The 20,826-nt window shown below is 65.1% G+C and carries 19 protein-coding genes; 8 read left to right on the forward strand and 11 right to left on the reverse strand.

Annotated features, from left to right (window positions below):
• Nucleotides 1-28: 28 nt before the first annotated feature.
• From ACTT2I_RS10800 to ligA, 4 genes are all read right to left on the reverse strand, one after another.
• Nucleotides 29-751 (reverse strand): DUF3011 domain-containing protein, encoded by a 723-nt coding sequence (locus ACTT2I_RS10800; RefSeq protein ID WP_421099427.1) that lies wholly within the window; start codon nucleotides 749-751, stop codon nucleotides 29-31.
• Between the two features lie 109 nt (nucleotides 752-860).
• Nucleotides 861-1,805 (reverse strand): EF-P lysine aminoacylase EpmA, encoded by a 945-nt coding sequence (gene epmA, locus ACTT2I_RS10805; protein WP_421099426.1) that lies wholly within the window; start codon nucleotides 1,803-1,805, stop codon nucleotides 861-863.
• Nucleotides 1,802-2,287, reverse strand: a complete 486-nt coding sequence (locus ACTT2I_RS10810) for a GNAT family N-acetyltransferase (RefSeq protein ID WP_088434167.1) — start codon at nucleotides 2,285-2,287, stop codon at nucleotides 1,802-1,804. The genes epmA and ACTT2I_RS10810 overlap by 4 nt, the downstream gene beginning before the upstream one ends.
• 14 nt (nucleotides 2,288-2,301) lie before the next feature.
• Nucleotides 2,302-4,797, reverse strand: coding sequence for an NAD-dependent DNA ligase LigA (ligA, locus tag ACTT2I_RS10815; protein ID WP_421099466.1), 2,496 nt, complete (start codon nucleotides 4,795-4,797; stop codon nucleotides 2,302-2,304).
• A gap of 121 nt (nucleotides 4,798-4,918) precedes the next feature.
• On the opposite strand from ligA, the gene ACTT2I_RS10820 reads away from it, so the two are divergent.
• Complete coding sequence (locus tag ACTT2I_RS10820; protein ID WP_421099425.1) at nucleotides 4,919-6,034, forward strand: pyridoxal phosphate-dependent aminotransferase; 1,116 nt, start codon at nucleotides 4,919-4,921, stop codon at nucleotides 6,032-6,034.
• A 27-nt stretch (nucleotides 6,035-6,061) separates the two neighbouring features.
• Here the strand turns inward: ACTT2I_RS10820 and zipA are convergent, their stop codons facing one another.
• The 6 genes from zipA to ACTT2I_RS10850 all read right to left on the reverse strand — a co-directional run bounded on the left by zipA (nucleotide 6,062) and on the right by ACTT2I_RS10850 (nucleotide 13,073).
• Complete coding sequence (gene zipA / locus ACTT2I_RS10825; RefSeq protein ID WP_088434170.1) at nucleotides 6,062-6,799, reverse strand: cell division protein ZipA; 738 nt, start codon at nucleotides 6,797-6,799, stop codon at nucleotides 6,062-6,064.
• A gap of 46 nt (nucleotides 6,800-6,845) precedes the next feature.
• Nucleotides 6,846-10,349 (reverse strand): chromosome segregation protein SMC, encoded by a 3,504-nt coding sequence (gene smc / locus ACTT2I_RS10830; RefSeq protein WP_421099424.1) that lies wholly within the window; start codon nucleotides 10,347-10,349, stop codon nucleotides 6,846-6,848.
• A 926-nt stretch (nucleotides 10,350-11,275) separates the two neighbouring features.
• Complete coding sequence (rplI, locus tag ACTT2I_RS10835) at nucleotides 11,276-11,728, reverse strand: 50S ribosomal protein L9 (RefSeq protein WP_019184347.1); 453 nt, start codon at nucleotides 11,726-11,728, stop codon at nucleotides 11,276-11,278.
• A 155-nt stretch (nucleotides 11,729-11,883) separates the two neighbouring features.
• A complete protein-coding gene (rpsR, locus tag ACTT2I_RS10840) occupies nucleotides 11,884-12,114 on the reverse strand; it encodes a 30S ribosomal protein S18 (RefSeq protein ID WP_002804494.1) in 231 nt (76 codons plus the stop codon).
• Nucleotides 12,115-12,125: 11 nt separating this feature from the next.
• The gene (gene rpsF / locus ACTT2I_RS10845) at nucleotides 12,126-12,566 is read right to left on the reverse strand and encodes a 30S ribosomal protein S6 (RefSeq protein WP_088434172.1); all 441 of its coding nucleotides are present in this window, start codon (nucleotides 12,564-12,566) and stop codon (nucleotides 12,126-12,128) included.
• 168 nt (nucleotides 12,567-12,734) lie between these two features.
• Complete coding sequence (locus ACTT2I_RS10850; protein WP_019184349.1) at nucleotides 12,735-13,073, reverse strand: HesB/IscA family protein; 339 nt, start codon at nucleotides 13,071-13,073, stop codon at nucleotides 12,735-12,737.
• Between the two features lie 186 nt (nucleotides 13,074-13,259).
• Here ACTT2I_RS10850 and asnS point away from each other — a divergent pair, with 186 nt between their 5' ends.
• The 6 genes from asnS to ACTT2I_RS10880 all read left to right on the forward strand — a co-directional run bounded on the left by asnS (nucleotide 13,260) and on the right by ACTT2I_RS10880 (nucleotide 17,227).
• On the forward strand, nucleotides 13,260-14,654 hold the full coding sequence (asnS, locus tag ACTT2I_RS10855) for an asparagine--tRNA ligase (RefSeq protein ID WP_088434174.1): 1,395 nt from the start codon (nucleotides 13,260-13,262) through the stop codon (nucleotides 14,652-14,654).
• A gap of 23 nt (nucleotides 14,655-14,677) precedes the next feature.
• Complete coding sequence (locus ACTT2I_RS10860; protein ID WP_293979665.1) at nucleotides 14,678-14,983, forward strand: hypothetical protein; 306 nt, start codon at nucleotides 14,678-14,680, stop codon at nucleotides 14,981-14,983.
• Nucleotides 14,980-15,294 carry a hypothetical protein gene (locus ACTT2I_RS10865; protein ID WP_088434176.1) on the forward strand — a complete coding sequence of 105 codons (315 nt, stop codon included), beginning with the start codon at nucleotides 14,980-14,982 and terminating at the stop codon, nucleotides 15,292-15,294. The genes ACTT2I_RS10860 and ACTT2I_RS10865 overlap by 4 nt, the downstream gene beginning before the upstream one ends.
• Before the next feature lie 6 nt (nucleotides 15,295-15,300).
• A complete protein-coding gene (locus ACTT2I_RS10870) occupies nucleotides 15,301-15,939 on the forward strand; it encodes an FMN-binding negative transcriptional regulator (RefSeq protein WP_421099422.1) in 639 nt (212 codons plus the stop codon).
• Between the two features lie 73 nt (nucleotides 15,940-16,012).
• Nucleotides 16,013-16,675: a carbonate dehydratase gene (gene can, locus ACTT2I_RS10875; RefSeq protein WP_088434178.1), complete on the forward strand. Its 663-nt coding sequence runs from the start codon at nucleotides 16,013-16,015 to the stop codon at nucleotides 16,673-16,675.
• Nucleotides 16,676-16,699: 24 nt separating this feature from the next.
• Entirely contained in the window at nucleotides 16,700-17,227 is a 528-nt protein-coding gene (locus ACTT2I_RS10880; RefSeq protein ID WP_088434179.1) for a 3-hydroxyanthranilate 3,4-dioxygenase, read from the forward strand.
• Nucleotides 17,228-18,212: 985 nt separating this feature from the next.
• On the opposite strand, the gene ACTT2I_RS10885 is transcribed toward ACTT2I_RS10880, so the two are convergent.
• Nucleotides 18,213-19,354 (reverse strand): IS3-like element ISStma9 family transposase gene (locus ACTT2I_RS10885; RefSeq protein WP_087986239.1). Its coding sequence is split into 2 segments (ribosomal slippage): nucleotides 18,213-19,117 and nucleotides 19,117-19,354, totalling 1,143 coding nucleotides; the frame shifts between segments, so codons are not numbered across the junction.
• A gap of 180 nt (nucleotides 19,355-19,534) precedes the next feature.
• Here ACTT2I_RS10885 and kynU point away from each other — a divergent pair.
• Entirely contained in the window at nucleotides 19,535-20,812 is a 1,278-nt protein-coding gene (kynU, locus tag ACTT2I_RS10890; RefSeq protein WP_421099386.1) for a kynureninase, read from the forward strand.
• Nucleotides 20,813-20,826 lie beyond the last annotated feature (14 nt).

Here is a 20,826-nt window from a genome sequence, read left to right on the forward strand (position 1 = left end):
GGGCGCCGATGCAGGCGGAATCGCGTGCTCAGTTGACCGCGAACTCGGCCCGGCAACCCTTGTCCACCCACACCCCGCGGCTGTCCCAGCCCCAACTGCTGCCCTGCTCGCAGGGCGTGCCCGACAGCTGCTTGTTGAGGGTGACACCGTGGGTGATGCCGGCGCCACAGAAGCGGCGCTGGCGCGACTTGGATTCGCAGACCAGGATCCGTGGCACGTTGAGGAAGCCACTGCCATCGGCGGCACCGACCTCGAACTCGCCCTGGCAACCGCGGGTCACCCAGATCTCGTTGCGGCGGTAGCCCCAGCTGTGGCCTTCGCGGCACGGCAGCGAGGTGAGCTGGCGCAGCAGGCGGACCGGTGCGCCCTGCAGCACGACCGGGCAGTTCTGCGGACGGCCATTGGATTCGCAGCGCACCACGCGGCGCGTGCGACGTTCCCCCTCGGCGCGCGACGCGGCCGCCGCGCTGCGCGCGCGGAACTCGGCGCGGCAGCCCAGGGTCACCCACACGCCGGAGCGATCGGTGCCCCACTCCGACCCGCGAACGCAGCTGTTGTCGGAGAGCTGGCGGATCAGATCGACGCCGCCTTCGGTCGGCACATCGCAATGCACCCACTCCATGTCGCGCGATTCGCACCGCACGACCTGACCGGCATAGCCGCCCGCCTGCGCGACGGCCGTTTCAGGCATCAGCGCAGTCCACAGCAACACCGGCCACAAGGGCATTCCCGCGCCTACCCACCGCTTCATCAACTCGATCCCTGCCACGCCTGAACGATCACCCGACCACCTTCGGACATCCGGTGTGATCAGAGCATCATCATGCAGGCCGCGCAAGACGCGAATGCGTCAAAACGCCTCAGGCGTGGGCGAAATCGAAGGCCAGCACATCGGCGATCCGGCCGGTGCGGTTCATCGCCATCAGCAGACGGTCCACACCCACTGCGACACCGGCGCAATCGGGCAGGCCCGGCAAGGCCGCAAGCAGGTGTTCATCCAGCGGTGGCAGGACATCGCCACGTGCCGTGCGGACGGCGTGGTCGCGGTCGAAACGCGCGCGCTGTTCAGTCGCATCGTTCAGTTCGTGATAACCGTTGGCCAACTCCACGCTGCCCAGATACAGCTCGAAACGCTCGGCCAGCGGTGGTGTACCGGGACGGATCCGCGCCAACGCTGCCTGGGTAGCCGGCCAGTCATGCACGACCGTCATGGTGTCGTGATGGAAGTGCGGCTGGATGCAGTGAGTCATCAGCAGATCGAGCCAGTCGTCGCGGGTGAGCCCGTCGGCATCGATGCGGACCGCGGCCAGTGGCGCCTGCAGTTCTTCCAGGCTGGCCTGGAACGGGTCCAGCCCGACGTGCTGCTGGTAAAGACCACGGTAATCGATGACCTCCAGCGTCGCCTCGCGCTGGACCAGCTGCAGCGCGGCGCGCACCAGCGCGGCCGTCTCGTCGATCAGGCGATGATGGTCCCAACCGACCCGGTACCACTCCAGCATGGTGAACTCGGGATTGTGGCGACCACCGGCTTCGCCATTGCGGAACACGCGGCCCAGTTCGTAGCAGTCTCCGACCCCGGCCGCGAGCAGCCGCTTGAGCGGAAACTCCGGCGAGGTACGCAGCCAGCGTTGCGGCGTGCCGGCATCGACGTGCCCACTGAAGCGGGTATGGAAGCTGTCGATGTTCGGCTCGGTATTTCCCGCGGCGGACAGGATCGGCGTTTCCACTTCCAGCACATCGCGCGTGGCGAAGAAGCTGCGGATCAGCGCATTGAGCGCGGCGCGCTGGCGCAGCGCGGCAATCATGCGCGCGCGTCCTTCAGGCGCTGGGCCAGTGGCAGGGTCAGCAGATCGCGGGTGTCATCCACATAGCCGGTGGCCAGGTACAGGCGCCGTGCCAATTCGTTGTGGTGGTTCACTTCCAGGCGCATGCGTTCCACGCCCCGCGCATTGGCCCGCTGCTCCAGAATGGCCAGCGCCTGCTTGCCGCGCCCCCGCCCGCGCGCGGCATGGCTGAGGTACAACTCATCGAGCAGCGCGAAGTGACCGCCCTGCTCCAGGCTGAAGCCCATCGCCAACGCGCCGTAGCCCACCACAGCGCCGGCCTCGTCCAGCCACAACAGCACTTCGCCATTGCGCGGATCTTCCAGCAGCGCTGCCAACGCATGGCGCACACGGGTGTCTTCAAAATCGAGTTTGTCTTCGGCGTAGAAATCACGCATCAGCCCGATCAGCAACTCGGTGTCGGCCACGGTGGCAAGGCGGAAATCGAGGGGAACGGTGTGCATGCGGTCTCTCTTGTTCAATGCTGCGCGAGGAAGGCGATCAGCTGGTCTTCGTCCCAGACCGGCACGCCCAGCTCCTGTGCCTTGGTCAACTTGGAACCGGCTTCCGCACCGGCGACCACGAACGAGGTCTTCTTCGACACGCTGCCGGCCACCTTGGCACCGAGCGCTTCCAGCCGCGCCTTGGCCTCGTCGCGATTCATCTGCGTCAGCGTGCCGGTCAGCACGGCGGTCTGGCCATCCAGGGGCCCTGCGACCTGGTCGGCCTGCTCCGGCGCCAGTGCCAGCAGCTTCTGGCGGTACGCCTCGGCCTTGAGCAGCATCGGGCCGTGGCCCTCGCTGTCCAGCCAGTCCGCAAGGCCCATCGCGACCTCGTTGGGCAGACCGGCGGCCACGAAACGCACCGGCTCGGCATCCAGCACCGAGGCGGCATCCGGCAGCATCGCCACCAGCTTCTCGGCGCGCAGACGGGTGATGCCCGGAATCTCCGCTTCCACCAGCAACTGCGCGAAATCCAGTCCGTCGCGCAGCTTGGCGATCGGCGGATGCACATCGCTGATGCGCACCTGGCCAACCTGCAACAGGGCGTCGATCGCCTCCTGGTTGCCGGCCTGCTCGAAGAAGTGGCCCAGCGAGCGCGCGACTTCACCGCCGATGTCCGGCACGCGCTTGAACAGCGGCCACGGCAGATGGCGGATCAGCTCGAGATCGCCGAACCAGGTCGCCAGGGCCTTGGCGGTGCTCTCACCGACATGCTCGATGCCCAGCGCGAACAACAGGCGCTCCAGCGTGGTGGTGCGGCTGGCGTCGATTGCGGCGATCAGGTTGTCGGCCCACTTGGTCGCGATCTTCTTCGTGTTCCAGGCGAACGTGGCCGGCATCGCCAGCGCCTGCGCGCGCCACGCCTCGTCGCTGCCATCGAGCTTCAGGATGGCCCTCAGATAGTCGCCACTGCCTTCCGGCGGCAGGTGCAGGCCGATCTGGCTGGCCAGCGCCTCGGGCGATTCGGCATCCAGCACCAGCTTGAGCTGCAGCAGTTGATCCCGCTGCAGGCGGTACAGGTCGGCCACGCCGCGCACGATGCCGGCGTCGACCAGGGTTTCGATGTATTTGCCGCCCAGGCCGTCGATATCCATGGCACGGCGCGAGGCGAAATGCGCGATCGCTTCCTTGCGCTGCGCCGGGCAGCTCAGTTCACCCGAGCAGCGCCAGGCCGCTTCGCCCTCTTCGCGGACGATCTCCGAGCCGCACACGGGGCACTGCGAAGGCATCTGCCACGGCGTGGTGCCGGCGGGACGACGGTCGGGGATCACGCTGACCACTTCCGGGATCACATCGCCGGCGCGGCGCACGATTACCGTATCGCCCACGCGCACATCCAGACGCGCGATCTGATCGGCATTGTGCAGCGTCGCGTTGGACACGATCACACCGGCCACGGCCACCGGCGCCAGACGCGCCACCGGCGTGGCCGCACCGGTGCGGCCGATCTGGATCTCGATCGCCTCCACCGTGGTGGTCTGTTCCTGCGCGGGGAACTTGTGCGCGATCGCCCAGCGCGGCGAATTGGAAATCGTTCCCAGCTGATCCTGCTCGGCCCGATCATCGACCTTGTAGACCACACCATCAATGTCAAAACCTAGGGACTCACGGCGAGCTTTCATCTCAGCGTAATAGACTGCCAGGCCTCGTCTGCCGTGAACAACAGTAACAAAATCACTTACTGGGAACCCCCAACGTCTGAGCTTTCCTAGTACTTCGTGGTGGGCCAAAACGCTCCAGTCGTCACTGTCCCGGAAAAAATCTTGCTCGAATTCAACAACGCCCACGCCATATGCAAAGAATGAAAGCGGTCGTCTTGCAACTTGGTACGGATCCAGAAGTCGAAGCGACCCTGATGCCGCATTTCTTGGATTAGCAAATATCCTATCTTCATCTCGGCGCGCGGCTTCATTGAATTCATTGAACCCTTTGTGCGACATGTAGATTTCGCCACGAACCTCGAGCACAGTCGGCAGTCCCTCAGAAGTGATCTTCTTCGGGATTTCAGAGATCATCTTTACGTTAGCCGTTACGTCTTCCCCGATCCCAGCCTTTCCTCTAGTAGCTGCACGAATCAAGCTTCCTTTTTTGTATGTAAGACTAATTGCAAGCCCGTCCACCTTCGGCTCGGCGCAAAATTTCGGCGAGAGGTCGCCTGTTTCTCGCCTGACCCTATCGACAAAGTCGTCGACGTCTTGATCAGAAAAGGCATTTGCCAGAGAGAGCATTGGAACTTCGTGCACAACGCGTGGGAATGATCGAGACAACCCTCCCCCGACGGTATGCGACGGAGAGTCAGGACTATCGAGCTCGGCATGAGTCCGTTCAAGCTCTTCAAGCTCCCGCATTAGTCTGTCGTACTCATCATCTGACATGACCAGCTCCTCAAGCGCGTAGTACGCTTCGCGAGCGCGAACGAGCTCATCACGGAGCTCTTGAATTCGGATTTTTGGTTGGCTAGTCATGTCTATCTATGCTGGGCGCGCGGCGGCGGCATTTTACCCCCAAGCGCATCACAGGATGGTGTTGAGGGCTATAGTTTGGCCATCGGATGCCTAGTCCAGAGCGCACTCACACCTAGGGGATCTACCTGTGAATCTCGCCGCGTCCCGTCGCTCCTTCCTGCAGCTGGCCGGTACCGGCCTGGCCTTGTCCGGCCTCGGCATGGTGCCCACCTCGGCCGCACCTGCGCGCGCCTTTCCCCACGCCGGTGGACCGGTGCTGCTGAACTTCAACGAATGCCCGTATGGGCCATCGCCCGCCGCGCAGGCCGCGGCGCGCGACATCGTCGCCGGCAGCGGGCGGTATCTGTTTGCTCTGGCCAGCGAGCTGCGCGACCTGTTTGCCCAACAGGAAGGCATCGGCAAGGATCACGTGCGTTTCTACCCCGGTTCGAGCGAACCGCTGAACCGGGCGGCCGTCGTATGGACCTCGGCGACAGCCGGGCTGGTCGTCGCTGACCCCACCTTCGAAGCGCTGGGTGATCTTGCTGCTGCGCGCGGGACCACCGTGGCCAAGGTGCCCTTGCGTGCGGACGGTGCGCACGACGTGCGCGCAATGGCCGCTGCCGCCGCGCGGGTCAACGCCGGGCTGCTGTATCTCTGCAATCCCAACAATCCCACTGGCTCGATCACGTCCGCCACCGACATCGCCTGGCTACTGGCCAACAAGCCTGCGCAGACCCGGGTACTGGTCGATGAGGCCTATCTGCAATACAGCGATCAGCGCTCGGTGATTGCGCAGGTGACGCAGCGCGACGATGTGATTGTGCTGCGCACCTTCTCCAAGCTCTACGGCATGGCCGGCCTGCGCCTGGGCGTGGCGGCCGCGCATCCGGACCGGCTGAAAGAACTTGCCAGCCTGGGCGACAACCCGCTGCCGGTCACCGCCCTGGCGGCGGGAGTGGCGAGCCTGCGTGAACCGGGATTGATCGCGCAGCGCAAGGCGGAGAATGCAGCGGTGCGGCAGGACACCATCGGCTGGCTGGGCAAGCGCGGCTTTACCTGCATTCCCTCGGAAGCGAACTGTTTCGTGGTCGATGTGCAGCGCGATGGCGCCGCCTTCTCCGCCGCGATGGCCAAGCACGGCGTGGTGATCGGCCGCAGCTGGCCGATCTGGCCGCAGCGGGTGCGCGTGACGGTCGGCACTGCAGCCGAGATGGCGCGGTTCCGTGCGGCCTTCGACGCGGTGGTCAGCCACACCGGGTAGAGCCGACCGTTGGTCGGCTCCCCTTGATCACCAGCGCGGAGCTTTGGTGAGCGGCGGGGCCTGGTGCTGGCGGTCGTAGGCACGCAGCTCGTCACGGATGTGCGCGATGCGCTGGCGGCCGAGGGCGTTGCGGCTGTCGTCCAGCACCACGCCATCGAGCAGCTCGCCCATGCGCTGCACGGTCGGCAGCATCTTTTCCCAGGCGTCCAGCGCGGTGAGCGGCGCCGGCAAGGTCAGGAAGAAGGCGATCGCCGGCGTTTCCATCTCGCGGATGTTGGCCATGTCGAAACTGCCCGGCTTCATGATGCTGGCCATCGAGAAGATCGGGCCGCGCTCGGGGTGGCCTTCGACCAGGCGGTGGAAGACATTCATGTGGCCGAACACCAGGCCGGTCTTCTCCGCAGCGACGACGATGTCTTCGCCACGCAGCTGCTCGCCCGCACGCGCGGCGACGAACAGCGAGACGATCTTGTCGAAATCCTGGGTGGCACGCTTGCCCAGGTCGCTGGCCGGCGCGGCGTCCACGTCCGGCAGGCCCAGCTCGGGCTGGGTCACGCCGTCTTCGCCGACGACGGGGGCAGCGCCATCGGCCGGGCTCTCGCCCTCGCCCAGCACGGGCTCGCGGCGCTGGCCGTTGGTGCCTTCAGCACCTTCGACGCGGCGGCCCTGCACTTTCTTTTTCGGACGGCCAAACAGGAAGATCGCAGCGATCAACAGCAGGCCGGCGGCCAGGATGCCGATGCGGAGCAGTGCCATGTCGGACATTCGGGGGGTCTCCGGCTAAATCATTCAGGTACTTAAGGATGGCACGTCAGGCCGCGCCCGCCAATCGTGCGGCTTCCTCCAGGTCGACACTGACCAGTCGGCTGACGCCCGGTTCGCGCATGGTCACGCCGGAAAGCTGGTGGGCGGCTTCCATCGTGGCCTTGTTGTGGCTCACAAACAGGAACTGAACTTTCTCGCTCATTTCCTTGACCATGTTGGCCAGGCGGCCGACGTTGGCTTCATCCAACGGCGCGTCCACTTCGTCCAACAGGCAGAACGGGGCCGGGTTGAGCTGGAAGATCGCAAACACCAGCGCCACCGCGGTCATCGCCTTCTCGCCACCGGACAGCAGCGAAATGCTCGACACCCGCTTGCCCGGCGGCCGCGCCATGATCGCAACACCGGTGTCGAGCAGGTCTTCACCTGTCAGCTCCAGGTAGGCGTGGCCGCCACCGAACAGACGCGGATACAGCTGCTGCACGCCGGCGTTGACGCGGTCGAAGGTGTCCTTGAAGCGGCCGCGGGTTTCGCGGTCGATCTTGCGGATGGCATCTTCCAGCGTTTCCAGCGCGGTGGTGAGGTCGGTGTTCTGCGCATCCAGGTACTCCGAGCGCTGCGAGGCCTCGCCGTATTCCTGGATGGCGGCCAGGTTGACCGGCTCCAGCCGGCGCATGCGGCCATCGATCTGATGTACGGCCTGCTCCCAGTCGGTGACACGCGCATCTTCGGGCAGGCCGTTGATCACGTCCTGCAGTACGAAACCGGCCTTCTCCACCGAGGCCGACAGCTGGTCGGCACTGAGCACCAGCGCCTGCTGGTCCAGCTTGCGCTGGGAAATCCGCTCGCGTTGCGCCAGCGCCTGTTCGTCGCGCTGGTGGCGGGTCTGTTCGAAGGTGCGCAGCTCGGCATCGATGCCATCCAACAGCGTGCGCGCCTCACCCAGCACACGGTCGGCGCGCACGCGCTCACCCAATGCGTTCTGGTGTTCGGCTTCGAGTGTCTTGACTGGCGAATCGCCCTCGTCCAGCTGCGAATGCAGTTCGCCCAGGCGCGTATCCAGCTGCCCACGCTGCGTGCTCATGCGTTCCAGCGCCTGGCTCAGCGAGGCGATCTGCGCGCGTTGCGATTCCAGGGTCAGCGCCAGCGAATGCGCCGCTTCGCGCACGTTGCGGGCCTGGTCCCGGGCCTGGTCGCGCGCATCTGTCAGCTGGCGGCGTTCGCCTTCCAGCGCGGCGCGGACCGATTCCAGGTCGCCCATGCTGGTGACCGCATCGTCCAGGCGCGAGCGTGCTTCGCGCACCTGCTCGCGACCGGCATCCAGCGTTTCCAGCAGCTGCACCAGTTCGCCTTCGATGCGATCGATGCGGGTGCGTGCGGCTTCCACCTTGCCCTGCTGGCTCTGCAGCTGGCCACCGAGCTCGGAGACACTGCGATGGGCCAGGTACAGCTGGCGCTGCGCGTCTTCGCGCTGCTGCTCACCCGCCAGCAACTGGTCACGGAAGCCGGCCAACTGCTGTTCCAGGGCCGCTTCGCGATCCTGCAGCGTTTCAATCTGCTCGCGCAGGGTGACGATCTCGCGCTCACGCAGCAGCGCGCCCTGCTTGGCCGCGCCCGAGCGCGACACACGCACCCAGCCCTCGCCCAGCCGCTCGCCACCGCGGGTGATGACCGAGTCGCCCTCGCCCAGCGTGGCCTGCAGTGCGCGCGCGCCCTCGAGATCCTCGGTGGCATGCAGGCGTGCCAGCAGGCGACGGATCGCCGTCGGGCCCTGCACTTTCGCGGCCAGCGAGGTCGGCGCGACAATCAGCGCATCCTGCTCGGCCGAGACCAGCGCGATGCGGCCTTCGCCGAGTTCGCCCAGCGCGTCCACCAGCGACTCCGGCGCATCGACCAGCACACCCTCGATCAGCTGACCGAGCGCGCTTTCCACGGCGTTTTCCCAGCCGCTCTCCACGGTCAGGCGCTCGCCAACACGCGCGCCGGAGTCCAGCCCGCGCGCCTTCAGCCATGCCACCGCGGCGCCCTGCTCCTGGCCCAGCGCGGCCTGCTGCAGCGTTTCCAGCGACGACAACCGGCCCCGGGCGGCCTGAGCCTGCTTGCGGATCTCGGCCAGCTCGGTCTGCCCGGCGCGCTGGCGATCCTGCAGCCCCGCCACGGCGTGCTTGCGTTCTTCCACCTGCTCGTTGAGCGTGTCCAGCGAGGCCTTCTGGGTCTCGTGCTGGAGGTGCAGTTCTTCGAACACCTCGGCCAGTGCGTCCAGGTCCAGCCCGGCGCGCTCGGCCTGCAACGACTCGCGGCGGCGGTCGGCTTCGAGCACCTGGCGATCCAGATAGTCCACACGGGTGCGCTCGACTTCGCCGGCGCGTGATGCCTCCGAAGTGCTGCGGGTGTGGCTTTCCCAACGCTGCTGCCAATCGGCCAGACGGGCCTCGGCATCGCGCAGGGCTTCCTGCTTGATCTCGTTCTCTTCCTGCAGCCGCTCCAGGCGCGGCTCGGCATCGTCCACCGCCTCGCGCAGCACCATCAGCTTGGCCTCATCGCCACTGATGTGCTGGCCCAGGTCGGCCAACGCCTGCTGCGCTTCATCGCGCGCCTTGTTCAAGCGCTGCGACATCTCGCGCTGATGCTGGATCTGCTGCTCCAGGCGCGCCAGCGTGCTGCCGACCTGGTAGACCTCGGCCTGCGCGGTGTTGAGCGCATCGGACGCCTCTTCGCGGCGCAGGCGACTGGTTTCGATACGCGCTTCGGCATCGCGCTGTTCGGCGATCAGCTGCTGCAGGCGAGTCTCCTCGCGCGACAGTGCTTCGCGCAGGCCGCCCAGGCGGCCATCCAGGCCGCGGTATTCCAGCGCCTTCCACTCTGCGTCCTTGACCTTGCGCTCTTCCTGCAGCCCCTGGTACTGCTCGGCCTGGCGCGCTTGGCGCTTGAGGTGCTCGAGCTGTTTGCCAATCTCCTCGCGCAGGTCGTTGAGGCGGTCGAGGTTCTCGCGGGTATGCCGGATGCGGGTCTCGGTTTCCTTGCGGCGCTCCTTGTACTTGGAGATGCCGGCGGCTTCTTCCAGATACACGCGCAGGTCTTCAGGCCGCGCCTCGATGATCTTGCTGATCATGCCCTGCTCGATGATCGAGTAGCTGCGCGGCCCCAGGCCGGTGCCGAGGAACAGATCAGTGATGTCGCGGCGGCGGCACTTGGTGCCATTGAGGTAGTAGTTGCTGCTGCCGTCACGGCTGACGGTGCGCTTGACCGAGATCTCGTTGAACGAGGCGTACTCGCCGGTGATGGTGTGGTCGGTGTTGTCGAAGATCAGCTCGACGGCGGCCTGCGAGACGGGCTTGCGGGCGGAGGAGCCGGAGAAGATGACGTCGGTCAGCGAGTCGCCACGGAGGCGGCTGGCGGAGCTTTCGCCCATGACCCAGCGCACGGCGTCGATGATGTTCGATTTGCCACAGCCATTGGGGCCCACCACGCCGGTCATGTTGGTCGGCAGGTGCAGCGTGGTCGGATCGACGAAGGATTTGAATCCGGACAGCTTGATCGTGGACAGACGCATGGCGTGATGGTTTTCCGGGCGAAGGCCTGAAGCGACCCCCACCTTGGTGGATTACGGAGCGGATTTACCCTTCAAGCCATTGATGTTGCTGGGTTTCAATGGCCCCGGGGGCGACGCGATAGCCTGAGTATAACGGGGCGGGTGTTCAGCGGGCTGCGGGGGCAGATGCCGTGGCGGCCTCGACCTGCGCCAAACCGAAGCCGAAGCCGAAGCCGAAGGCAAAGGCAAAGGCAAAGGCTGCATTCCAGCTTGATGCGAGGCGGGACGCCGTGGGTGGGGTGGCGGGACCCGCCGTGAGCCCGTCCATGGGGGCTCATAAGGCGCCATCCATGGCGCCTTATGGTCCCGCCACCCCACCCACGCCATCCCGTAGATAGAGGGCTGGTGTGCGGGCTGAGAGCCAAGGCATGGGAGCCTTGGATTGGATTGGATTGGATTGGATTGGCCTGACCCGATCGGAGCGACTCAAACCGAGCTGAGCCGCCATGATCTGCGCGTCGGATGGGGGCAGAGCCACGCCATGCGTGGCGGGGGGACGGGGGGACGGCAAAGCAAGCGCCTCCACGCATGGCGTGGACCCGGCCAAGGGCGTAACGCGGGATATGATAATCGCTGGCACTACCTGCCACACGCCGCGGAAACCCGCTCTGCCAACCGCTCGCACCGGCTACCTGGCTGGAGGGTGCCGGGTAGCCCGCCGGGACCGTAAGGCGCCATGGATGGCGCCTTACGAGCCCCCATGGATGGGTTCACGGCGGGTCCCGGCCCGGGCTACCCGGCGCCCTCCCACCCGTACCCTCAAGGCGCCAAGCCGTTGCCGTTGCTGTTGCTGTTGCTGTTGCCGCCACGACACCAGCAATCGCCAAAAACAAAAACGGGCACCCTCGCGGGTACCCGTTTCAGTGACACCCGCCTTTCGGCAGGGATCAGGCCTTTTCGGCTTCCACAACCACCTTGACGGTGGTTTCCACGTCGGCGTGCAGGTGAACAGTCACCTCGTACTCGCCCACGTTGCGGAAAGCGCCTTCGCCCAGGATCACTTCGCTCTTTTCCAGCGGCAGGCCGGCAGCGGTGAAGGCTTCGGCGATATCGCGCGGGCCGACCGAACCGTACAGCTTGCCTTCCGTCGAAGCGTTGGCAGCGATGGTCACGCTCTTGCCTTCCAGCTGCGCCTTGCGGGCTTCGGCATCAGCGTGGATCGACTGGGCCTTGGCTTCGTAATCAGCGCGCTTGGCTTCGAACTCAGCCACGTTGGTCGCGGTGGCCGGAACGGCCTTGCCGGTCGGGACGAGGAAGTTGCGGCCGTAGCCCGGCTTCACGTCGACCAGATCGCCCAGACCGCCGAGGTTGGTGACCTTCTGAAGAAGAATCAGCTTCATGGTGTAGCTCCAAATATGTATTCGTTAGCGAGGCTCAGGCCCCGCAGCGGATGGCTGTCCGAATATCCGAACGGCGAATCCTGAGACCGCCCGACGCGTTACAGCGCGGGCGGCAGGATCCGCGAAAGCGGCGACCGCACGGCCGCCTGCCTTCATCAGACGTCGTGGTTGTCGGTGTACGGAATCAGGGCCAGGAAACGGGCGCGCTTGACGGCCGTTGCCAGCTGGCGCTGGTACTTCGACTTGGTACCGGTCACGCGGCTCGGCACGATCTTGCCGTTCTCGGTGAGGTACTGGCGCAGGGTGTTGAGATCCTTGTAATCGATCTCCTTCACACCTTCGGCCGTGAACTTGCAGAACTTGCGACGACGGAAGAACTTGGACATGTCAGTGCTCCTTAAGCGGCCGAAGCGGCGTCATCGCCGGCATCGGTGTCAGCGGCGGCGGGGGTGGTTTCACCTTCTTCGTCATCACGACGACGACGCTCGCCACGCTCGGGCTTGTCGCCCTTCTCGTCCTTGCTCTTCATGATCAGCGACTGCTCGGTGTCAGCTTCGTCACGCTTGATGACGAGGTTGCGCAGCACGGCGTCGTTGAAGCGGAAGCTTTCCACCAGCTCGCTCAGCACGGCCTGGTCGCACTCGATGTTGAGCATGACGTAGTGGGCCTTCACCAGGTTCTGGATCGGGTAAGCCAGCTGACGACGGCCCCAATCTTCCAGACGGTGGATGGTGCCGTTGCCGTTCTCGACCAGCGCCTTGTAGCGCTCGATCATGGCCGGGACCTGTTCGCTCTGGTCCGGATGGACCAGGAACACGACTTCGTAATGACGACTCATGTGTTTTTACCTTTCGGATGTGGCCCTTTGAGGGCCGGACAGCCCCCCGCAGGTGAACGCGGTGGGGCAAGGGTCCTGCCCGGAATCAGGCAGGAAGCCGCGCATTGTGGCAGCAGAAGGGGTCGCAAGGCAAGCCGGGCGGGCTGGACAGGCCCGGCGCGCCGGCGATCAGGCCTTGTCGGCCTCGGTCGTGAAGCTCTCGCCGCAGCCGCATTCAGCGGTGGCGTTCGGGTTCCTGAACGTGAAGGTCTCGCTCAGCCCGTGCTTGCCGAAGTCGATCTCGGTGCCGTCCACCAGTTCCAGACTGGTGGCGTCCACATAGATGCGGACCCCGTCCTGCTCGAAGACGGTGTCGCCCTCGCGCTCATCGCGGGCCAGATCGGTGATGTGGCCCCAGCCGGAACAGCCGGTGCGGGTCACGCCGAAACGCAGCCCCAGCGCGCCGGGGGTCTGCTCGACGAACTTCTGCACACGGGCAAAGGCAACAGGGGTAAGGCTTACGGCCATGACAGGCAACTCCAGCGGATCGTGATCATTATAAAGGGTATGGCGCGGCCCGGTTTGGGCGGCCGTCGCTGCGGTTCACGTGGCGCGCAGCCCCGGAGCGCGCGCGAGAAATGCCTCGCAAGCCGAACACCGCACCCGTTAAACTCCGTGTTCAGAGATCGAGTCGATCAACAGAGGATTCAAGTCATGACGGTGGTCAGCGTTGAACATGCGCTTGCCGGGAAGATCCCGGAAGGCGGCGAGGCAACAGTACGCGGATGGGTCCGCACGGTGCGCGGCTCTGCGGCGCTTGCCTTCGTCAATGTCACCGATGGCTCCTGCTTCGCCCCCATCCAGGTGGTGGCCAATGACACCCTGGCCAACTTCGACGACATCAAGAGCCTGACCCCGGGCTGCTCGGTGATCGCCCGCGGCACCCTGGTCAAATCCCAGGGCAAGGGCCAGTCCTTCGAGATCCAGGCCAGCGACATCGAGATCGTCGGCCTGGTCGAAGACCCGCTGACCTACCCGATCCAGCCCAAGCCGATGAGTCCGGAGTTCCTGCGGGAAGTGGCGCACCTGCGCCCGCGCACGAACCTGTTCGGTGCGGTCACCCGCATCCGCAACTGCCTGGCCCAGGCCGTCCACCGCTTCTTCCATCAGAACGGCTTCAACTGGATCAGCACCCCGATCGTGACCACGTCCGATGCCGAGGGCGCCGGCCAGATGTTCCGGGTCTCGACCCTGGACATGGCCAACCTGCCGCGCAACGAAAAGGGCGAGGTGGATTTCAGCCGCGATTTCTTCGGCAAGGAAACCTTCCTGACCGTGTCCGGCCAGCTCAACGTCGAGGCCTACTGCCTGGCGCTGAGCAAGGTCTACACCTTCGGCCCGACCTTCCGCGCCGAGAACTCCAACACCACCCGCCACCTGGCGGAGTTCTGGATGATCGAGCCGGAAATCGCCTTCGCCGATCTGGCCGAAGATGCGCGCCTGGCCGAGCAGTTCCTGAAGTATCTGTTCCGCGCGGTGCTCGATGAGCGTGGCGACGACCTGGCCTTCCTGGCCGAGCGCGTGGACAAGAACGCGATCACCAAGCTGGAAGGCTTCATCAACGCCCCGTTCGAGCAGATCGACTACACCGAAGCGGTGAAGCTGCTGCAGAAGGCCGACAAGAAGTTCGACTTCCCGGTCGAATGGGGCCTGGACCTGCAGACCGAACACGAGCGCTGGCTGACCGAAGAACATATCGGCCGCCCGGTGGTGGTGACCAACTACCCCGAGCACATCAAGGCGTTCTACATGCGCCTGAACGACGACGGCAAGACCGTCGCGGCGATGGACGTGCTGGCCCCGGGCATCGGCGAGATCATCGGCGGCAGCCAGCGCGAAGAGCGCCTGGATGTGCTGGATGCGCGCATGGCGCAGTTCGGCCTGGACCCGGCGCATTACGGCTGGTACCGCGATTTCCGCCGCTACGGTTCGGTGCCGCACGCCGGCTTCGGCCTGGGCTTCGAGCGCCTGGTGGTCTACGTCTGCGGGCTGAGCAACATCCGCGACGCGATCCCCTACCCGCGCGCACCGGGCAGCGCCGAATTCTGATCGACCTACGGAGGCACTGAACCATGACCCTGTTCTTCGCGCTGTGTTTCGTCGGCGTGGCGATCGCCGGGTTCAGTGCCTTCGTGATCTTCTGGCCGCTGACCCTGGTCCACATCCGCGACCGCCACCCGGCGCTGGCGGATCGCTTCGGCACGGGCGCGTTCCTGCGCCTGGATGCGCTGCGTTGGCTGCTCGGTCGCGATTATCGCCAGAGCAGCGACCGCTCGCTGACCGGCCTGGCCACGCCGGCCTGGCTCTCCCTGCTTACGCTTCTTGCCGGACTGGGCATGGCTGCCCTGCTCTGGCTGCTTTCGATGGTAATCACATGAACGACAACACCTCCCACCACGACGAGTGGTTCCTGGCCAGCCTTGGCAACACGCTGATCTGGGCCCGCCTGCGCGTGCGCCCGGCCGGCACCGCCGAGGTGCTGGACAGCGACGGCAACACGCTGAGCTACGACAGCGAAGACACCGCACGTTCGCAGCTGTTCGACGCGGAGTTCGTCGCCTACGACGGCCTGGATGAAGAAGACGCCCTGGTGCGCGGCTTCTCGCTGCATGAAGTGCAGCCGCCGCAGGCCGACAGCGATGATGCCCTGCACGGCCGCATGATCCAGAGCCTGGGCGCCCGCGCGTAACCGACGATGTTCATCCCGTCCGCCTTCGTCGAGACCGACCTGATCTGGCTGGACCGGCTGCTGGCGCGCGATGCATTCGTCACCCTGGTCACCACTGGCGCCGACGGGCTGCCGCAGGCCACGCGGATGCCGGTGCTGTACCGGCGCGACGCCGATGGCATCCTGATCGAAGGCCACTGGGCCAAGCCCAACCCGCAGGCGGGCCATGCCGGCCCCGCGTTGATGCTGGTGCACGGCCCGCACGCGTATGTGTCGCCGGGCTGGTATCCGGACAAAGTCGCGCAGGCGCGTGTGCCGACCTGGAACTACGCCGCCGCGGAGCTGCGCGGCATGCTGGAGCCGGTCAGTGACGATGACGCACTGATCGCGATGCTGGACGGCCTGAGCGCGCACTACGAAGCGCAGGTCGGCGGCGACTGGGACCTGCTGCCGATCGAGCCGCGCCAACAGCGCATGCTGGGCGGCATTGTCGGTTTCCGTTTCCGCCCGGCGCAGGTGCAGATCAAACTCAAGCTCAGCCAGAACCATCCCGAGGCCAACCAGTCCAGCGTGATCGACGCGCTGTCGGCACTGGACGCCCCGGCGTCACGCGAGCTGGCGCAGTGGATGCGCTGGCGCCGCGAGGGCGGCACCGCCGCCGACTGACCTTCCCCCTCCTGCGACGACGCGGCCGCCCTGGCCGCGCCTTGCCCCCACCCGACGTCAGGGACCCCGCACGATGAAAGACATCCACAAGCTGCTGCAGAACAACCGCGAATGGGCGGACCGGATCGAAAAAGAAGATCCGGAATTCTTCCACCAGCTGGCCAAGCAGCAGCACCCGGAATACCTGTGGATCGGTTGTTCCGATTCGCGCGTGCCGGCCAACCAGATCATCGGCATGGCGCCGGGCGAAGTGTTCGTCCACCGCAACGTGGCCAACGTGGTGGTGCACACCGACCTGAACTGCCTGAGCGTGATCCAGTACGCCGTGGATCAGCTGAAGGTGAAGCACATTCTGATCGTGGGCCACTACGGCTGCGGCGGCGTGCACGCCAGCTTGAACAACACGCGCGTGGGCTTGGCCGACAACTGGCTGCGTCATGTGGGGGATGTGGCGCAGAAGCACGCCGTGATCATGGATGCGATCGAGGATCCCGACCTGAAGCATGCGCGCCTGTGCGAGTTGAACGTGATCGAGCAGGTGGTCAACGCCTGCCGCTCGACGATCGTGCAGGACGCCTGGGCACGCGGCCAGAAACTGATGGTGCACGGCTGGGTGTACAGCCTGAAGGATGGCCGGGTGCGCGAGATGGGCATCGACGTGGGCGCACCGGAAGAGCTGCAGGCCGCGTACGAAAAGGCCCTGTCCTACGTTCCGCGCCACGGTCGGCGCGACTGATTTTTCCTCTTACGGACAGCGCCCATGCTTGCCTCCCCCATCAATCTGCTCGGCTGGATCGAGGAACACCGGCATCTGCTGAAGCCGCCGGTCGGCAACAAGATGATCGAGAACGGCGACTTCATCGTGATGGTGGTCGGCGGCCCGAACAGCCGGACCGATTTTCATTACGACGAGGGCCCGGAGTGGTTCTATCAGCTTGAAGGGGAGATGACGCTGAAGGTGCAGGAGGATGGCGCGGTGCGCGACATTCCGATCCGCGCGGGCGAGATTTTCCTGTTGCCGGGCGGCGTGCCGCATTCGCCGCGCCGCCCGCCGGGCGGTGTGGGTCTGGTGGTGGAGCGCAAGCGGCTGGCGCATGAGCGCGATGGGTTGATGTGGTTCTGCGAGCGGTGCAATCACAAGTTGTACGAGGAGTTTTTCGCGCTGGAGAACATCGAGACGGATCTGCCGAAGGTGTTCGATCGCTATCACTCTTCGCTGGAGCTGCGCACGTGCGATGCGTGTGGGCATGTGGATCCGCTGCCTGAGAAGGTGGCTGTTGAGGGGTGATGGTTCGCTCGCTTTAAGGCGTCAGCACCTGAGGGCTTGAGAGGCTGAGAGCTTTAGAGCTTTAGAGCTTTAGAGCTTTAGAGCTTTAGAGCTTTAGAGCTTTAGAGCTTTAGAGCTTTAGAGCTTTAGAGCTTTAGAGCTTTAGAGCTTTAGAGCTTTAGAGCTTTAGAGCTTTAGAGCCGGCGGTTGAGGTGCCTGCGAGTGGGCCGGCGGGGGTGGGTTTCCGGGACCCGCCGCAAGTAAGTCCATGTAGGCTCGTAGTGCGGCATCCATGCCGCACACGGTCCCGGAAACCCTCCCCCACCGACCCCTCCACACTGCATCGGCTTGCACGGAAAGAGCAGAGTCAACTACAGGCTCTTGCTTCTGCTGCCCCTGCTTCTGCTTCTCCTTCTTCTTCTGCTGTTGTTCCTGCTTCTGCGCCCCGGTCACAGTCCATCCACAGAGGCAAATCAAACTGCGCTGTTCCCAACGCCGCCGACCGCCGCGCAGGTATCAATGAGCGCGTCTGCATCTGCGTCTGCGTCTGCGTCTTCCTCTTCGTCTTCGTTTCGTCCTCGCTTGCGTCTGGGCGTGGGTCCGCTCTGAAAGTTGACGCGAACACCGGCCAAATCGGTAAGCAAGCGCCGCTGTTGTGTTCGGTCACGGCCGGCAATACCAGGCTGCAGCGAGTGGATGCATCGTCCATCGCTGTTGGCTCGTCTACCCTCAGCCCTCCAGCTGCGCCAAAGCACAGTCCAAGGCATCGCCCCCGCCTTTCCCATGCGCCCCAGCCAACTGTCAGCGGGTCGGTGTGGGTGAGTCTGCAGGACCGTGTGCGGCATGGATGCCGCACTACGAGCCTACATGAACGTACTTGCGGCGGGTCCAGCAGACCCACCCACACCGGCCCGCACACTGGAACGTCACTCCGGACGCTTTGGCTTTCGCTTTGGCGTGGAGTCCACCTTCCACCTTGAATCGCCCAGGGTTTTGTAGACAGTCGTCAGCCGTTTAGTGCGTACTGCTTCTCGAACTCTACCGGGGACAGCCCGTCGTTGGAACTGTGCCGCCGTTTTGGGTTGTAGAACATCTCGATGTACTGGAAGACGTCGGCCCGTGCCTCGTCGTGATTGCTGTAGATCCTCCGCTTAATACGCTCCCGCTTCAGTAGCTGGAAGAAGCTCTCCATCGCTGCGTTGTCATGGCAGTTTCCTCGTCGACTCATGCTGCACACGATGTCGTGCTCGCGCAGGAAGCTCTGCCAGTCTTCGCTGGTGAACTGGGTTCCCTGGTCGGAGTGAAGCAGAAGCCCGGGGCTTGGCTTGCGCCGCCACACTGCGGCCAATAGCGCCTGCAAAACCAGGTCCGTATGTTGAGTTGGTCGGGTTGCCCATCCAACGACCTGACGCGAAAACAGATCAAGCACTACCGCCAAGTACAGGAAGCCGTCGTACGTGCGGATGTAGGTGATGTCCGTGACCCACGCGCGATTTGGCTCATTGACTTTGAAGCCGCGAGCCAGAACGTTCTTGGCGACTGATCCAACAGGGCCGCTCAATGGGCGTGGTCGCCGACCGTAGCCGACCATTGCCCGCAGCCCCTCGCTCTTCATCAAGCGTGCCACGCGATGACGACTACACGTCTCGCCAAGCTCGCGCAGATCTGTGGTCACTTTGCGGTGGCCATACACAGAGCCGCTTTCCAGCCAGCTGTGCTTGATTAGGCCGAGCAATCGCTGATCGTCCTTGTCGCGAGCGCTTGCCGGCTCTTTTAGCCAGGCGTAGTAGCCACTGCGATGGACGCCAAGCATCCGACACATCGCCGCGAGGCCGAACTCATCTGCGTGTTGCTTCATGAAGGCGTACTTTGCTCTTACCCCTTTGCAAAGTACGCGGCGGCTTTTTTTAGGATGTCTCGCTCTTCAGTGACCCTGCGTAGCTCAGCCTTGAGGCGGCGCACTTCCGCGTTCTGGTCCTGCTCGACACGCCGGCCAACATCGCCTTTGCCTTGTTGCCGCTTCCAGCCGTAAAGACTGTGGATCGACACGCCCAGTCGCTCGGCAACCTCCGCTACCGGACGGCCGTACTCAACAATCTGCCGTACCGCCTCGATCTTGAACTCATCGGTGTACCGCTTCGTGCTCATAACCACCTCCGCCTAAGCCATAGTTTATGGCTGCGAGGTGTCTACGGAACCCTGGGCGATTCACCTTGAGCGCCAGCTGCCAGCCACCAGCCCACGCCAAATCAGCACCGCAAGCCAGATTCAGCCCACACCCCCACCACCCGGATAAACTGTCGGCTCACTGACACCGCCGGTTGCACCATGTCCGAGATCCTCAGCCGCACCCATGCCGTTGCCCTGGACGCCGCCGATCCGCTGCGCGCCCTGCGCAACGAATTCGTCTTCCCCCAGCACAACCACCGCGACCAGACCTACTTCGTCGGCAACTCGCTGGGTCTGCAGCCGCGCGGCGCACGCGCCGCCGTGCAGGAAGTCATGGACAAATGGGCCTCGCTCGCCGTCGAAGGCCACTTCACCGGCGACACCCAGTGGCTGCACTACCACCGCCTGGTGAGCGAACAGCTCGCCCGCGTCGTCGGCGCCCTGCCCAGCGAAGTCGTGGCGATGAACACCCTCAGCGTCAACCTGCACCTGATGATGGTCAGCTTCTACCGGCCCACCGCCGAGCGCCCTGTCATCCTGATGGAGGCCGGCGCCTTCCCCACCGACCGGCACGCGGTGGAATCCCAGCTCCGCTTCCATGGCTTCAACCCCGATACCGATCTTGTTGAAGTGCAGCCCGATGAGCCCAACGGCACCATTTCGCTGCAGGCCATCGAACGCGCCATCACCGAGCATGGCCCGCGCCTGGCGCTGGTGCTGTGGCCCGGCGTGCAGTACCGCAGCGGCCAGGTGTTCGATCTGGAGGCCATCACCCGCATGGCGCGCCTGCAGGGCGCCCGGGTCGGTTTCGATCTGGCCCACTCGGTCGGCAACGTGCCGCTGCAGCTGCACGACATCGCACCGGATTTCGCCGTGTGGTGCCATTACAAGTATCTCAATGCCGGTCCCGGCGCCGTCGCCGGTTGCTTCGTGCACGAGCGCCACCACCGTGACGCGACCCTGCCGCGGTTCGCCGGCTGGTGGGGCCATGAAGAAGCCACGCGCTTCAAGATGGCGCCACAGTTCGTGCCTGCGGTCGGTGCCGAAGGCTGGCAGCTCAGCAACCCGCCGGTTCTCGGCCTGGCGCCACTGCGCGCTGCGCTGGACGTGGTGGACAAGGCCGGTGGCATCGACGCGCTGCGCACCAAGTCGCTGCGCCTGACCGGCCTGCTCGATGCCCTCGTGCGTGCCCGCCTGTCCGGCGTGCTCGAGGTGCTGACCCCGTCCGAACCCGAGCGCCGCGGCTGCCAGCTCTCGCTGCGCGTGGCCGGTGGCCGTGAGCGCGGCCGCAGCCTGTTCGAGTACCTGCAGACCGTGGGGGTGCTGGGCGACTGGCGCGAGCCCGACGTGATCCGCATCTCGCCGGCACCGCTCTACAACCGCTACCTCGACCTGCACCACTTCGTCGAGGAAGTGGAAGCCTGGGCCGGTCTTTAAGCCGGCCCTCCCCG

This window comes from Stenotrophomonas sp. PUT21 (assembly GCF_052232875.1).
In the GTDB taxonomy this organism is placed as follows: domain Bacteria; phylum Pseudomonadota; class Gammaproteobacteria; order Xanthomonadales; family Xanthomonadaceae; genus Stenotrophomonas; species Stenotrophomonas maltophilia_N.